This is a genomic window from Pseudomonas entomophila (genome assembly GCF_029478665.1).
GTDB classification, from domain to species: domain Bacteria; phylum Pseudomonadota; class Gammaproteobacteria; order Pseudomonadales; family Pseudomonadaceae; genus Aquipseudomonas; species Aquipseudomonas entomophila_F.
The window spans coordinates 31,629-46,483 of record NZ_JARPQB010000043.1 but is presented as its reverse complement, the minus strand read 5'-3'; the positions used below and the strand labels follow the sequence as shown (position 1 = coordinate 46,483).

At 64.2% G+C, this 14,855-nt stretch carries 16 protein-coding genes; all 16 read right to left on the bottom strand.

What is annotated here, in order from left to right; all coding sequences use genetic code 11:
- A partial coding sequence (locus P5705_RS20245) for an amidohydrolase (RefSeq protein ID WP_277462703.1) occupies window positions 1-761 on the bottom strand: 761 nt, incomplete at its 3' end.
- Window positions 749-1,897 carry a pyridoxal phosphate-dependent aminotransferase gene (locus P5705_RS20240; RefSeq protein WP_277462702.1) on the bottom strand — a complete coding sequence of 383 codons (1,149 nt, stop codon included), beginning with the start codon at window positions 1,895-1,897 and terminating at the stop codon, window positions 749-751. The genes P5705_RS20245 and P5705_RS20240, both read right to left, overlap by 13 nt.
- A gap of 288 nt (window positions 1,898-2,185) precedes the next feature.
- Entirely contained in the window at window positions 2,186-3,652 is a 1,467-nt protein-coding gene (der, locus tag P5705_RS20235; protein WP_277462701.1) for a ribosome biogenesis GTPase Der, read from the bottom strand.
- Window positions 3,653-3,769: 117 nt separating this feature from the next.
- A complete protein-coding gene (bamB, locus tag P5705_RS20230; RefSeq protein ID WP_110993493.1) occupies window positions 3,770-4,939 on the bottom strand; it encodes an outer membrane protein assembly factor BamB in 1,170 nt (389 codons plus the stop codon).
- Complete coding sequence (locus P5705_RS20225; protein ID WP_011532349.1) at window positions 4,914-5,555, bottom strand: tetratricopeptide repeat protein; 642 nt, start codon at window positions 5,553-5,555, stop codon at window positions 4,914-4,916. Before P5705_RS20225 ends, bamB begins: the two co-directional genes overlap by 26 nt.
- 38 nt (window positions 5,556-5,593) lie before the next feature.
- Window positions 5,594-6,880, bottom strand: a complete 1,287-nt coding sequence (gene hisS / locus P5705_RS20220; protein ID WP_277462700.1) for a histidine--tRNA ligase — start codon at window positions 6,878-6,880, stop codon at window positions 5,594-5,596.
- Between the two features lie 25 nt (window positions 6,881-6,905).
- Window positions 6,906-8,015 (bottom strand): flavodoxin-dependent (E)-4-hydroxy-3-methylbut-2-enyl-diphosphate synthase, encoded by a 1,110-nt coding sequence (gene ispG / locus P5705_RS20215; RefSeq protein WP_011532347.1) that lies wholly within the window; start codon window positions 8,013-8,015, stop codon window positions 6,906-6,908.
- A gap of 3 nt (window positions 8,016-8,018) precedes the next feature.
- The gene (locus P5705_RS20210) at window positions 8,019-9,062 is read right to left on the bottom strand and encodes a RodZ domain-containing protein (RefSeq protein ID WP_277462699.1); all 1,044 of its coding nucleotides are present in this window, start codon (window positions 9,060-9,062) and stop codon (window positions 8,019-8,021) included.
- Window positions 9,059-9,820 (bottom strand): type IV pilus biogenesis/stability protein PilW, encoded by a 762-nt coding sequence (gene pilW / locus P5705_RS20205; protein ID WP_277462698.1) that lies wholly within the window; start codon window positions 9,818-9,820, stop codon window positions 9,059-9,061. Before pilW ends, P5705_RS20210 begins: the two co-directional genes overlap by 4 nt.
- Window positions 9,821-9,834: 14 nt before the next feature.
- Window positions 9,835-10,974 (bottom strand): 23S rRNA (adenine(2503)-C(2))-methyltransferase RlmN, encoded by a 1,140-nt coding sequence (gene rlmN, locus P5705_RS20200; RefSeq protein ID WP_213659692.1) that lies wholly within the window; start codon window positions 10,972-10,974, stop codon window positions 9,835-9,837.
- Between the two features lie 30 nt (window positions 10,975-11,004).
- Complete coding sequence (gene ndk, locus P5705_RS20195) at window positions 11,005-11,430, bottom strand: nucleoside-diphosphate kinase (RefSeq protein ID WP_008092560.1); 426 nt, start codon at window positions 11,428-11,430, stop codon at window positions 11,005-11,007.
- Window positions 11,431-11,519: 89 nt separating this feature from the next.
- Window positions 11,520-11,720 (bottom strand): Fe-S cluster assembly protein IscX, encoded by a 201-nt coding sequence (gene iscX / locus P5705_RS20190; RefSeq protein ID WP_028689593.1) that lies wholly within the window; start codon window positions 11,718-11,720, stop codon window positions 11,520-11,522.
- Between the two features lie 10 nt (window positions 11,721-11,730).
- On the bottom strand, window positions 11,731-12,072 hold the full coding sequence (gene fdx / locus P5705_RS20185; protein ID WP_217868435.1) for an ISC system 2Fe-2S type ferredoxin: 342 nt from the start codon (window positions 12,070-12,072) through the stop codon (window positions 11,731-11,733).
- Window positions 12,073-12,075: 3 nt separating this feature from the next.
- Window positions 12,076-13,938 (bottom strand): Fe-S protein assembly chaperone HscA, encoded by a 1,863-nt coding sequence (gene hscA, locus P5705_RS20180; protein ID WP_277462697.1) that lies wholly within the window; start codon window positions 13,936-13,938, stop codon window positions 12,076-12,078.
- A gap of 42 nt (window positions 13,939-13,980) precedes the next feature.
- Window positions 13,981-14,502 carry a co-chaperone HscB gene (gene hscB, locus P5705_RS20175; RefSeq protein WP_011532339.1) on the bottom strand — a complete coding sequence of 174 codons (522 nt, stop codon included), beginning with the start codon at window positions 14,500-14,502 and terminating at the stop codon, window positions 13,981-13,983.
- A gap of 8 nt (window positions 14,503-14,510) precedes the next feature.
- The gene (gene iscA / locus P5705_RS20170) at window positions 14,511-14,834 is read right to left on the bottom strand and encodes an iron-sulfur cluster assembly protein IscA (protein ID WP_011532338.1); all 324 of its coding nucleotides are present in this window, start codon (window positions 14,832-14,834) and stop codon (window positions 14,511-14,513) included.
- Between the last annotated feature and the right edge of the window lie 21 nt (window positions 14,835-14,855).

Genomic DNA, 14,855 nt, shown 5'->3' with positions numbered 1-14,855 from the left:
TTCGCCGGGAACCGGGCACGATACGCCGCCAGCTCCGCCGCACGCAGCACTACGGTAAACACGCCGTCAGCCTCCCCCGCGCTCAGCAGGCTCTCACCCTGGAAGTCCAGCACCTGGCTGTCGCCGGAATAGGCGAAACCCTTGCCATCGGTACCCACCCGGTTCACCGCCGCCACGAAGCACAGGTTCTCGATGCCCCGCGCCGGCAGCAGGCGGTTCCAGTGCAGACGCCGCGCTGCAGGCCAATTGGCGGTGTACAGCAGCAGGTCGGTGTCCTGGGCATCGCGGCTCCACACCGGGAAACGCAGGTCGTAGCAGATCAGCGGGCGCACGCGCCAGCCCTTGATCTCGAACTGCACCTGGCGCTCACCCGGGGTGTAATGCTTGTGCTCCCCGGCCATGCGGAACAGGTGGCGCTTGTCGTAATGCAGGATCTCGCCATCGGGCCGCGCCCACAGCAGGCGGTTGCGGTGGCTGCCATCGGCGGCCTGGATGATCACACTGCCGGTGATCACCGCGTTGGCTTTCTTCGCCTGGGCCTTGAGCCACTTGTAGGTGGGGCCGTTCTCAGGCTCGGCGAGGCTTTCGGACTCCATCGAGAAACCGGTGGTGAACATTTCCGGCAGGACCACCAGGTCCACCTCGCCGGCCTGCCCGATCAGTTCCTCGAAATGCGCATAGTTCGCTTCGCGGTCATGCCAGGCCAGGGTGGTCTGCACCAGGGCGATTTTCAGGTTCGGCAGTTGGCTCAGATCGCGCATAGTTTCTCCGCTGCCTGTCGCAGCGTCTCCTCACGTTTGGCAAAGCACAGGCGCACCAGGCGTTGCTCGGGGATGGGGTGCTGGTAGAACACCGAGACCGGGATACTGGCCACGCCGTGCTCACGGGTCAGCCACAGGGCCATGTCGACATCGTTCAGGTCGGGCCGGATCCGCGAGTAGTCCACCAGTTGGAAATAGGTGCCCGGCGTGCGGGTAAACGTGAAGCGCGAATCCTGCAGCAGGTCGCAGAACAGGTCGCGCTTGGCCTGGTAGAAGGCCGGCAGTTCATCGATGTGCCCAGGATGCTCGGCCATGAAGTCGGACAGGGCGCATTGCAGGGGCGTCACCCCGCAGAAGTTGACGTACTGGTGCACCTTGCGCAGCTCGGCGCTCAATGCCGGTGGCGCGATCACGTAGCCGGTCTTCCAGCCGGTGACGTGGTAGGTCTTGCCGAACGAGCTGACGACGAACGCACGCGCGTACAGCTGCGGATGGGCCAGCACGCTTGCATGGCGCACGCCATCGTAGATCAGGTGTTCGTAGACCTCGTCGCTGACCAGGTAGATATCGCGGTCAGCGATCAGTGTCGCCAGCTGGTCCAGGTCGTCACGGCTGATCAACGCACCGCTGGGGTTGTGCGGCGAGTTGAGAATGACCATGCGTGTGCGCGGGCTCAGCGCGTCGCTGAATTTCTGCCAGTCGATGCTGAAGCTGCCGTCGCTGAGCGGCACATGCACGCAGCGGCCACCGGCCAGCTCCACGGAAGGCTCGTAGCTGTCGTAGCTGGGGTCGAAGACGATCACTTCGTCACCGGCGTGGACCACCGCCTGGATGGCGCAGAAGATCGCCTCGGTGGCACCGGGGGTGATGGTCACTTCAAGGTCGGCGTCGACGCTCACGCCATACAACCGGGCGACTTTCGCGGCCACTTGCTGACGCAGGGCCGGCAAGCCGGTCATGGGCGAGTACTGGTTGTGCCCGGCGGCCACATGGCGGCCAACGGCATCGAGCAAGGCCTGGGGGCCGTTGAAGTCAGGGAAGCCCTGGGAGAGGTTGAGCGCACCGGTCTGCATGGCCAGTTGCGACATGGTGGTGAAGATGGTCGTGCCAACATTCGGCAGTTTGCTGCGGATCATGGAGCCCTCTTTCCTGGGGTTTGTCCGGCACGGGGTTGGCTCCGAGCATAGCGGATCGAGCAGTCAGGAAAAAGGTTGAAACACAAGGGGGATTGCCCTGGGTCAACGCGTAGGGGAGATCAGGATTTACGCACTTCCCTGTAGGAGCGGCCTTGTGCCGCGAAAGGGCTGCAAAGCAGCCCCGGCTTCCTTGCGCGCTCTCTGAACCCTGGGGCTGCTACGCAGCCCTTTCGCGGCACAAGGCCGCTCCTACAGGGGGCGCATGGTCTGTGAGAGCACGCCTAGCGGTTACTTGCGCTTGTCGCGGCGCTTCTTCTCGGCCTTCTTGTGGTGCGACATCAAGCGGCGTTTCTTGTTGACCTGGCGGTCGGTGAGGGTGTTCTTGTTGCCCTCGTACGGGTTCTCACCGCCCTTGTACTCGATGCGGATCGGCGTACCGACCAGCTTGAGCACGCGGCGGTAAGTGTTCTCCAGGTAACGCGAGTACGACTTGGGCACCTTCTCGGTCTGGTTGCCGTGGATCACGATCAGCGGCGGGTTGGCACCACCGAGGTGGGCATAGCGCAGCTTGATGCGGCGGCCATTCACCAGCGGCGGCTGGTGCTCGCTGATGGCGTCTTCGAGAATCTGCGTCAAGCGGCTGGTCGGCCAGCGGGTGACCGCCGACTTGAAGGCGGCCTGCACCGACTTGTACAGGTGGCCAACGCCGGTGCCGTGCAGGGCGGAAATGAAGTGGATGTCGCAGAAGTCGACGAAGAACAGCCGGCGCTCCAGCTCGGTCTTCACGTAGTCGCGCTCGCCCGCTTCCATGCCATCCCACTTGTTCAGCGCGATGACGATGGCCCGGCCAGCTTCGAGGGCGAAGCCCAGCAGGTTGAGGTCGTGGTCGACCACGCCTTCGCGGGCGTCCATGACGAAGACCACCACGTTGGCGTCCTTGATCGCCTGCAGGGTCTTCACCACCGAGAACTTTTCAACTTCCTCGTGGATCTTGCCGCGCTTGCGCACGCCGGCGGTGTCAATGAAGGTGTACTTTTCGCCATCACGCTCGAACGGGATGTAGATACTGTCGCGGGTGGTACCCGGCTGGTCGTACACCACCACGCGCTCTTCGCCGAGCATGCGGTTGACCAGGGTCGACTTGCCCACGTTCGGGCGGCCGATGATGGCGATCTTGATGCCGTCCTTTTCGCTCGGGCCGGGAATACGCACGGCCTCTTCGCCTTCGGCGACGTTCAGGTCGAGGGCTTCTTCCTCGGCATCACGCGGGATGTGGCCGAGCAGCGATTCCATCAGGGCGTTGATGCCACGGCCCTGGGAGCCGGCCACCGGGATAGCGTTGCCCATGCCCAGCGGCGAGAACTCGGCGCGGGCGATGTCGGGATCGATGTTGTCGATCTTGTTGGCCACCAGCACGGCCGCCTTGTTCCGCTTGCGCAGGTGGTCGGCGATCATCTGGTCGGCGGCGGTCATGCCGGCGCGGGCATCCACCAGGAACAGGACGTAGTCGGCTTCTTCGATGGCCATCAGCGACTGCTCGGCCATCTTCTCGTCCATGCCCACTTCGTCACCGGTGATACCGCCGGTGTCGATCAGGATGAAGGAGCGACCCTGCCAGCTGGCATCGCCGTACTGGCGATCACGGGTCAGGCCCGACAGGTCACCGACGATGGCGTCGCGGGTCTTGGTCAGGCGGTTGAACATGGTGGATTTGCCGACGTTCGGGCGGCCCACCAGGGCGATTACGGGAACCATGCGGCTCTCCACTCTTGAATTCTTGAAAATGCAAAGGCCGCTGCAAGGCAGCGGCCGGAGTTCGGGCGGCGTTTCCTACGCCGCTACCTGAGCCCGCGAACGGGCTCAAGCATAGCTTCAGCGGATGGTCAGTGCCTCGAGCTTGCCGCTGTTGCCGAAGACGTAGATGGTGTCGCCGACCACGAGTGGGCGGGCGCGCAGGCCATCGCTGTCGATACGCTCACGGCCGACGAAGCGGCCATCGACCTGGCTCAGCAGGTGCAGGTAACCCTCGAAGTCACCCACCGCCACGTAGCTGGAGAACACTTCCGGCGCCGACAGCTGGCGACGGGCCATGCTGTCATTGCTCCACAAGGCGCTGGAGGAACGCTCGTCGACACCTTCGACGGTGCCCGAAGCCAGGCTCACGTAGACGTTGCCGAAGCCCTGGGCGACACCCACGTAGCTGGAGGCATCACGCTGCCACAGCACACGGCCGCTTTCCAGGTCCAGGCCGGCGACGCGGCCCTGGTAGGTGCTGACGTACAAGGTGCCACCGGACAGCAGCAGACCGCCGTCGATGTCCACCACGCGGTCCAGCTCGGAACGGCCTTGCGGGATGGCCACACGGCTTTCCCACACGGGTACGCCGTTATTGATGTCCACCGCCACCACCTTGCCGGTGGACAGGCCAGCGACGGCCAGGCGGTTGGTGACGATCGGCGCGCCGGTGCCACGCAGGGTGAGCACCGCCGGGGTGTTCTCGTAGATCCAGCGACGGTCGCCGGTGGCGGCGTCGAGGCCGATCAGGCGGTCGTCCTGGGTCTGTACCACCACCACGTCGCCGTTGTTGGCGGGCGGTGCCAGTACTTCGCTGGTGACGCGCGAGCGCCAGCGCTCTTCGCCGGTGCTCGAATCCAGGGCGATGACCTCACCCTTGAGCGTGCCCAGCATGACCAGGCCGTAGCCCACGCCAACCGCGCCGGAAACCGGCAGCTCGAGGTCCTTCTTCCACACCACGTCACCGTTTAGGCGGTCGAGTGCGAAGACTTCACCGGTGACGTCGGCAGCGTAGATGCGATCGTTCTCGATGGCCGGTACCAGGGTGTTGTACGTCTCGCCCTGGCCGTCACCAATCGAACGGCTCCACTGCTTCTTCAGCACCACTTCCTCGGTGAACTTGGTCAGCTCAGCCGGGGGCAGTTCCTTCTTGCTGTTGCTGCTGCAACCCGCCGCCAGCACGGCGAGGGTGAGCACTGCTGCTTGTTTCCAACCCTTCACTTCAGGCGTCCCCTTTGGCCAGGTCATCCAGCTTCAGTTGCAGGCCACCGATCGCGGCGTCGTCGGACAGCGCGGCCTTGGCTTTTTCGTAGGCGCTGTGCGCGTCGTCGGCACGGCCCAGCTGTACCAGCAGGTCGCCCTTGAGCTCCTCGCGGCTGGCGAGGAAGGCCTTGTCGGTGTCGCCGTCGAGCAGCTTCAGCGCGTCTTCGGCCTTGTCCTGGGCAGCCAGTACACGGGCCAGGCGCTGGCGCGAGATCTCGCCCAGGGTGGCGTCGGCCGGCTTGTCCATCACGCCTTTCAGTTCGCTGGCCGCGTCGTCCAGCTTGCCGCTGTCCACTGCCACTTTTGCCACGAACAGGCTGCCGTACTGGGCGTAGGCGCTGCCGCCGAACTCGCTCTTGAGCTTGCCGGACAGTTCGGCGACCTTGCCTGCGTCAGGCTGGCCGCTCGGGGTCAGCGAGGTTTCCAGCAGGGCCTGATACAACGCCGAGGCGCCTTGCGACTGGTTGGCCTGGTACTTGTGCCAGGTCTGCCAGCCCATCACCACCACGCCGGCCAGCAGGGCGCCGGTCAGCAGCGGCTTGCCGTTGCGGTTCCACCAGTCCTTGGCCGCTGCCAGGCCTTCATCATCGGTACTCGACACCCCAATACTCCTATTCGCCTATTCGTTGTTGAACCGCGTTACGCCTGGGCGATCGCGGTTTCCAGGTGCGCGGCAAGCGCATCCCAGGCAATGTTCTGTTGTTCGCCCTGGCCACGCAGGGGCTTGACGCCGATCTCTTGCTTGGCCAGTTCGTCGTCGCCGAGGATCAGGGCGAACAGCGCGCCACTTTTGTCCGCTTTCTTGAACTGGTTCTTGAAGTTGCCGCCACCGGCGTTGACCGCCAGGCGCAGGTTCGGCAGACGATCACGCAGTTGCTCGCTGATCTTCAGGCCAGCCAGCTCCGCCTGCTCGCCAAAGGCGCACAGGTAGACGTCGATGGTACGGCTGATCGACTCAGGCACCTGGCCCAGGGTTTCGATCAGCAGCAGCAGGCGCTCGATACCCATGGCAAAGCCAACGCCAGCGGTCGGCTTGCCGCCCATCTGCTCGACCAGGCCATCGTAGCGCCCACCGGCGCAGACCGTGCCCTGGGCACCGAGCTTGTCGGTGACCCACTCGAACACGGTCTTGCTGTAGTAATCCAGGCCGCGTACCAGCTTGGTGTTGATCACGAACGGGATGCCAGCCGCGTCAAGACGGGCCTTCACGCCCTCGAAGTGCACGCGGGACTCTTCGTCCAGGTACTCTTCGAGCTTCGGCGCGCCCACCAGGGCAGCCTGGGTGCCTGCGTTCTTGCTGTCGAGGATACGCAGCGGATTGCTCTGCAGGCGGCGCTTGCTGTCTTCGTCCAGCTGATCAATGCGCTGGGAGAGGAATTCGACCAGTGCATCACGATAACGCGCTCGGGCTTCGCTGGTGCCCAGGCTGTTGAGCTCCAGCGTCACCGCATCCTGAATACCCAGCAACGCCCAGAGGCGCCAGGTGAGCATGATCAGTTCGGCATCGATATCGGGGCCGGCCAGGTTGAACACCTCGACACCGATCTGGTGGAACTGGCGGTAGCGTCCCAGTTGCGGGCGCTCGTGGCGGAACATCGGGCCCACGTACCAGAGTTTCTGCACTTGGCCATTACCGATGATGCCGTGCTCGAGCACTGCGCGCACGCAAGCGGCGGTACCTTCCGGGCGCAAGGTAAGCGAGTCCTTGTTGTCCTGGAAGGTGTACATCTCCTTCTCGACGATATCGGTCACTTCACCGATCGAGCGCTTGAACAGCTCGGTGAACTCGACGATCGGCGTACGGATCTGGCTGTAGCCGTAGCTGTCCAGCAGGCCGGCCACGGTGCCCTCGAAATAGCGCCACAGCGGCGACTGATCGGGCAGGATGTCGTTCATGCCACGGATGGCTTGCAGCGATTTGCTCACGAGTAGTCCTTACGAATTCTGTGTATCAGCCACGGGCGATCAGCGCCGCGTCGGCCTCGGCCTTCTCGGCCGCTTTCTGGCGGATGAGCTTCTCCAGCTCGTCGACCAGGTTGTCGTTGTTCAGTTTCTGCGATGGCTTGCCGTCGATGTAGACCAGGTTCGGGGTGCCGCCGGTCAGGCCGACGTGCGATTCCTTCGCTTCCCCCGGGCCATTGACCACGCAACCGATCACCGCCACGTCCAGCGGCACCAGCAGGTCTTCCAGGCGCCCTTCCAGCTCGTTCATGGTCTTGACCACATCGAAGTTCTGCCGCGAGCAGCTCGGGCAGGCGATGAAGTTGATGCCACGGGAACGCAGGTGCAGCGACTTGAGGATGTCGTAGCCGACCTTCACTTCCTCGACCGGGTCGGCCGCCAACGAGATGCGGATGGTGTCACCGATACCCTCGGCCAGCAGCATACCTAGGCCGACGGCGGATTTCACCGTCCCCGAGCGCAGGCCACCGGCTTCGGTGATGCCCAGGTGCAGCGGCTGGATGATCTGCTTGGCCAGCAGGCGGTAGGCCTCGACGGCCATGAACACGTCGGAGGCCTTGACGCTGACCTTGAAGTCCTGGAAGTCCAGGCGGTCGAGGTGCTCGACGTGGCGCAGCGCCGACTCGACCAGCGCGGCCGGGGTCGGCTCGCCGTACTTCTTCTGCAGGTCTTTTTCCAGGGAGCCGGCGTTGACGCCGATGCGGATCGGGATGCCACGGTCGCGGGCGGCATCGACCACCGCGCGCACGCGGTCTTCGCGGCCGATGTTGCCCGGGTTGATACGCAGGCAGTCGACACCCAGCTCAGCCACGCGCAGGGCGATCTTGTAGTCGAAGTGGATGTCGGCGACCAGTGGAACGCTGACCAGCTTCTTGATCTTGCCGAACGCCTCGGCGGCGTCCATGTCCGGCACCGAGACACGCACGATATCCACGCCGGCATCGACCAGGCGCTGGATCTGCGCCACGGTGGCGGCGACATCGTTGGTGTCGGTGTTGGTCATGCTCTGCACCGCGATGGGGGCATCGCCACCCACCGGCACATTGCCGACCCAGATTTTGCGGGATTCGCGACGTTTGATCGGAGATTCGCCGTGCATGACTTACTGTCCCAACTTCAGGCGAGCGGTTTCGCCACTGGTGAACGGGGCGACATCGACCGCCTGGCCGTTGTAGCTCACCTGGGCGCCACGGGCGAAGCCCAGGCGCACCGCGAACGGTGGCTTGCCGGTCAGTTCCAGGCTGTCGCCCTTGCGCTTGATGGCGCTGAACAGCACCTTGCCGTTGCCATCTGCGACCTGGGTCCAGCAATCGGCGGTGAACTGGATGTGTACGTTGCCGCTACCAGCCGGGGCCGGGGCGGCTTCCACAGCGGGTGCCGGAGCAACCGGGGCGGGAACAGCGGCCACGGGAGCGGCTGGAGTGGCCGGTGCGGCAGGCGCTGCCGGAGCGGTCGGCGCCAAAGCGACAGCCGGCGCTTGTGGCGCGGCGGCCGGAGCGACCGGCGCAGGCGCGGCTACAGGTGCCGCGGGTGCCGCAGGCGCCTCGACGGTGCTGGCCGGTGCCTGTTCGCTGGCAGCCGGCTCAAGTGGCAGCGCTTCGCTTTCCGGCTGTTGACCCTCGCTCACGGCCTGGTCTTCCGGCTCGTCCAGCGGGTGGATCTGGGTGGTGCCGTCGGCGCTCTCGACCTCGACATGCTCCAGGGCGATCTTGGCCAGGTCCTTGCCGCGCAGGCTGGTGTTGTCCTGCCACCAGAGGAAGCTGCCACCGACCACAGCCACCAGCAGCAACAGGCTGACCACGCGCAGGATGTTGTGGGACAGGCGCACCGGTTCCTCGATGCGGCCCAGGGCATGCACTTCGCTGCCCTTGGCGTGGGTGCCGGTGATCTGGTCGAAAGCCTCGACCAGCGGTGCCTGGTCCATGTCCATCAGCTTGGCGTAGGCACGGATGTAACCGCGGGCGAAGGTGTGCCCCGGCAGCTTGTCGAAGGCGCCGTTTTCCAGGTTGTTCAGCGAAGATACCGTGAGGTTGAGCTTGCGAGCGACCTCGGCCTGGCTCCAGTCCCGCTTCTCGCGGGCCTGGCGCAAGACGTCACCGGGGTTCTGGCGAGTCGCTGCTGCTACTTCAGTGTGCGCGGCTTTCATCGTTGCTCCGACAGGTATTGCTGATATTCCGGCGTACCGGGATAAAGTCGTTGTAATTGCTGGCCCAGACGGGCCGCGTCGCCCCGGTCGTCGAGGGCGCGGGCCAAACGGCTGCCCAACAGCAGGCTGCGGGCATTCTGGTCGCTCAGTTGGCTGAATCGATCGTAGTAGTCCCGGGCCGGCACATAATGCCTGTTTTCGTAGGACAACTCAGCCATTTCAAGCAAAGCCCTCGGTTGCCGCTGATTGAGCCGAAGGGCTTTTTCCAGATGATCGCGGGCCTGTTCGCCCTGCCCCAGCTTCAGGGCCGTCAGCCCCAGGTTCTCGTAGACCCGGGAGCGTTCAGGATACAGGGTATCGGCGGCGGCTTGGCGGAACATCGCCTGGGCTTCGCCAAAGCGGCCCTGAGCATATAGGAAACTGCCATAGTTGTTGCGGATTCGTGTGTCGCCCGGGCGTATGGCCAGCGCTTTCTCGAAGTGCCGGTCGGCAAGCATGGGCTCGCCTTGCGCCTGGAACACCAAAGCCAATGCCGCGTGGGCATCGGCATCGCGCTCGTTCAAGGCCAGGGCCTTGCCCAGCGGCGCCTTGGCCTGCTCGGCCAAACCTTGTTGCAAATACCCAAGCCCCAACTGCACGTAGGCCCGCCCCGCCTCCTCACGCCCCTGGCGGCTGGCCAAGGGATCGCCCGCGCCGCCGGACACGCAGCCAACCAGCAGCGAAAGCGTCAGGATCGACAGCGCGGTGCGCAGGGTCATGGGCGGGCTGCTCGTCAGGGGCGCGCGGCGTTGTCTTGCGGTTCGTCGGCGAGCTGGCGCACGGCGATGTAGCGTTCGCTGCGACGGGTGCGGTCGTTGACCTGGCCCACCAGCTGGCCGCAGGCTGCATCGATGTCGTCACCGCGGGTGGTGCGGGTGGTGACGTTGAAACCACCGTGGTGCAGCAGGTCCTGGAAGCGACGAATGGCGTTGTTGCTCGGTCGCTCGTAGCCCGAATGCGGGAACGGGTTGAACGGGATCAGGTTGATCTTGCACGGTACATCGCGCAACAGCTCGATCATCTGCGCGGCGTGCTCGGGCTGGTCGTTGACGTCCTTGAGCAGGGTGTACTCGATGGTGAGCACGCGCTTGCCACCGAGCGTGGACATGTAGCCCATGCACGATTCCAGCAGCATCTTCAGCGGGTACTTCTTGTTGATCGGTACCAGTTTGTTGCGCAGCTCATCGTTGGGGGCGTGCAGCGACAGTGCCAGCGACACATCGATGTGCTTGGCCAGCTCGTCGATCATGGGCACCACGCCCGAGGTGGAGAGCGTGACGCGACGTTTCGAGATGCCATAGCCCAGATCTTCCATCATGATCTTCATGGCGGCGATGACATTGTCGAAGTTCAGCAAGGGCTCGCCCATGCCCATCATGACCACGTTGGTGATGGCGCGGTCGATCTTGGCGGGGACGGTCCCGAAGGATTTGTTGGCAAGCCACACCTGGCCGATCACTTCGGCGGCGGTGAGGTTGCTGTTGAAGCCTTGCTTGCCGGTGGAGCAGAAACTGCAGTCCAGGGCGCAGCCGGCTTGCGACGATACGCACAGCGTGCCGCGGTCGTCGGTGGGGATGTAGACGGTTTCGACGCAGCTGCCGGAGGCAACGCGAACCACCCACTTGCGGGTGCCGTCGGCGGAAATGTCTTCGCTGACCACTTCCGGGCCCCGGATCTCGGCAACAGCCTCGAGCTTTTCGCGCAAGACCTTGCCGACATTGGTCATGGCGGCGAAATCATCGACGCCAAAATGGTGAATCCATTTCATCACCTGCCCGGCGCGGAAGCGCTTCTCCCCGATTGAGTCGAAGAACTGTTCCATTTCCGCCAGGGTCAGCCCCAGCAGGTTGATCTTGCCAGTCGATGTCGTCATGGATTCACCCTCACACCCGTAAGCTTTCGCTTAGCGAGTGGTTACCTCGGTAGCTGCGAAGAAGTAAGCGATTTCGCGAGCGGCAGCGGCTTCGGAGTCCGAACCGTGAACGGCGTTGGCGTCGATCGACTCGGCGAAGTCGGCGCGGATGGTGCCGGCAGCAGCTTCTTTAGGGTTGGTGGCGCCCATCAGCTCACGGTTCAGAGCGATGGCGTTCTCGCCTTCCAGAACCTGGACAACGACCGGACCGGAAGTCATGAAGGCAACCAGGTCGCCGAAGAAGCCACGAGCGCTGTGCTCGGCGTAGAAGCCTTCGGCTTCGGCCTTGGACAGTTGCTTGATTTTCGAAGCGACGATTTTCAGACCGGCTTCTTCGAAGCGAGTGGTGATCTTGCCGATGACGTTTTTGGCGACGGCGTCAGGCTTGATGATCGAGAAAGTACGTTGAACAGCCATGGAAAACTCCAGAATATTGAGTGTTGCGAAAAATTAAACCCGCGAATTATACGCGGGTTCCAGGGGATTGCCTAACCTGCAGCGTGCGCTCAGTCGGCTTCTTCGATCCAGGCCGCCTGGATGGCCTCGAGAACCTTCTCGCCGCAACGCGACGGATCGTCATCAAAGTCCGGCAGAGCCATGACCCAAGCGCGCAGATCGACGAAATTCACGTAGTGAGGATCGACCTCGGGCTTGCTTTCCGCAAGCTGGATGGCGATCTCAAGTACATCAACCCATTTCAGACTCATGTACAGGCCCTCAGTGCGGCGCTTCGGCGGCGTGGTTGAGCGAGTATTTGGGGATCTCGATGGTGAGGTCCTCATCACCGACGACCACCTGGCAACCCAGGCGCGACTGCGCCTCCAGGCCCCAGGCTTTGTCCAGCATGTCCTCTTCGAGCTCGTCCGCTTCTTCAAGGGAGTCGAAGCCCTTGCGGATGATGCAATGGCAGGTGGTGCAGGCCTTGACGCCACCGCAGGCGCTTTCCATCTCGATGTGATGATCGTGGGCCAGCTCCAGGATATTGGTCCCGGCGGGCACTTCCACGGTCAGCCCCTCGGGGCAGAATTTTTCATGCGGCAGGAATGTCACCAGCGGCATCGGTTACTCCTCGATCTCATTCAGGTTGCGCCCGGCCAGTGCGGCTTTGACCGTCGAATCAAGGCGACGGGCGGCAAATGCATCGGTCACCTGCGACAGACGCTTGGTCTGTTGCTCGATGGCAGCGCCATCGGTGCCGGTCAGCAAATCACGTAGTTCCTGCATCTGGAATTCAATGGCTTCGCGCTCGTCGCTGCTGAGCAGGCGCTCGCCATCGGCATCCAGGGCGCCCTGTACCGCCTCGAGCAGGCGCTCGCCGTCGACCTGGTGCTCGCGCAGCTGGCGCGCCTGCTTGTCGGAGCCTGCGTGCTCGAAGGAATCCTTGAGCATGCGGGCGATCTCACCGTCGGTCAGGCCATAGGATGGCTTGACCTGGATGCTCGACTCGACGCCCGAGCCCAGCTCGCGGGCGGCGACACTGAGCAGGCCATCGGCGTCGACCTGGAAGGTGACGCGGATCTTCGCCGCGCCCGCCACCATGGCCGGGATGCCGCGTAGTTCGAAGCGCGCCAGCGAGCGGCAGTCGCTGACCAGTTCGCGCTCACCTTGCAGCACATGGATCATCATGGCCGACTGGCCATCTTTATAGGTGGTGAACTCCTGGGCGCGCGCTACCGGGATCGTGGTGTTGCGCGGGATCACCTTCTCCATCAGCCCGCCCATGGTCTCCAGACCCAGCGACAACGGGATGACGTCGAGCAGCAGCAGCTCGCCACCCTCGCGGCGGTTGCCGGCGAGTGTGTCGGCCTGGATCGCGGCGCCAATGGCGACCACCTGGTCCGGATCGATGGAGGTCAGTGGGGTACGGCCAAACAGTGTGCCGACCGCCTCACGCACACGCGGCACGCGGGTCGAACCACCAACCATCACCACCGCGCCGACTTCCTCCAGCTCGATGCCGCTGTCGCGCACGGCACGGCGGCAGGCCTTGAGGCTGCGGGCGATCATGGGCTCGATCATGGCGTCGAAAGCGCTACGGGTCAGCTCGCCCTGCCAGGCGCCATGCTGGACGCTGACCGCTTCACGGTCGGTCAAGGCTTCCTTGGCCGCGCAGGCGGTCTGCAACAGCAGGCGCTGGGTGGCCGGGTCGAGGTCGGCGGACAAACCTGCCTGCTCGATGATCCAGCCAGCGATCGCGTGATCGAAGTCGTCACCACCCAGGGCCGTGTCGCCACCAGTGGCCAGCACTTCGAAGACACCAGCGGTCAGGCGCAGGATGGAAATATCGAAGGTGCCGCCACCCAGGTCGAAGATCGCCACGACGCCTTCGGCATTCTGATCCAGGCCATAGGCCACGGCTGCCGCGGTCGGCTCGTTGAGCAAGCGCAGGACATTGAGGCCGGCCAGCTTGGCGGCATCCTTGGTGGCCTGGCGTTGAGCGTCGTCGAAATAGGCAGGCACGGTGATCACCGCACCGACCAGCTCGCCGCCGAGGGTTTGCTCGGCGCGCTGACGCAGCACCTTGAGGATGTCGGCTGACACTTCCACCGGGCTTTTCGGCCCCTGGACGGTGTCGATGAACGGCATGTGCGACTCGCCACCGACGAAGCGGTACGGCAGCTGCTCGCCCAGTTGTTTGACGTCCGCCAGGCCACGCCCCATCAGGCGCTTGACCGAGAGGATGCTGTTGAGCGGGTCGCGGGGAGCGGCCTCGCGCGCAGCCAGGCCGACTTCGACGGTGTTGTCGAGGTAGCGCACGGCGGACGGCAGGATGACATTGCCCTGCGCATCGGGCAGCGGTTCGCTGCGCCCGCTGCGTACAGCGGCGACGAGGGAGTTGGTGGTGCCCAGGTCGATGCCCACCGCCAGGCGGCGCTGGTGCGGCTGGGGGCTCTGACCGGGTTCGGCGATCTGCAGTAGGGCCATGCTTTTCTGAGTACCTTAGGCGTCGTCACGGCAACGCCGGGATTAATCGTCGAGGCGCTCTTCCAGTTGGCGCACTTCTTGGGCGAGCTTGTCGAGGAACTGCATGCGGCGCATCAGGCGTTCGGCCTTGTCGCGCTGGGCGGCGTCATCCCAACAGTCGGCGAAGTCATCGTTCAATGTGTCCTGGGCGACTTTGAGCCGCTTCTTGAACACACCGACACCGTCCAGGTCGGCTTCGTCCTGCAGCTCTTCGAGCTCTTCACGCCACTGCATCTGCTGCAGCAGGAAGTCCGGGTCGTGCACGGTGACTTCCTGGGGCACTTCGTGGCCACCGATGGCCAGCAGGTAACGGGCGCGGCGCGGCGCGCTGCGCAAGGTCTGGTAGGCGTCGTTCAGCGCGGCGGACTTTTCCAGGGCGACCCGCTGCTCGCGCTCGGAAGCGTCGGCGAAGCGGTCAGGATGGACCTCGCGGGCCAGTTCGCGGTAGCGAACGGCCAGCTTGTCGAGGTCCAGACGGAAGGCCGGCTGCAGGTCGAACAGGGCGTAATGGCAAGGAGTACCCACGTCAAGCCTCAGACATTGAAGCTTTCGCCGCAGCCACACTCACCGCGCACGTTGGGGTTGTTGAACTTGAAGCCTTCGTTCAACCCTTCCTTGACGAAATCCAGCTCGGTGCCGTCGAGATAGACCAGGCTTTTCGGGTCGATGATGACCTTCACGCCATGGTTCTCGAACACCTGGTCTTCTTCTGCCAGTTCATCGACGAACTCCAGCACGTAGGCCAGGCCCGAGCAACCGGTGGTGCGCACGCCCAGGCGAATGCCCTCGCCCTTGCCGCGCCCGTCGAGGGAGCGGCGAATGTGGTTGGCGGCGGCTTCTGTCATGCTGATAGCCATCAGAACTCCTTACCTTGCGTC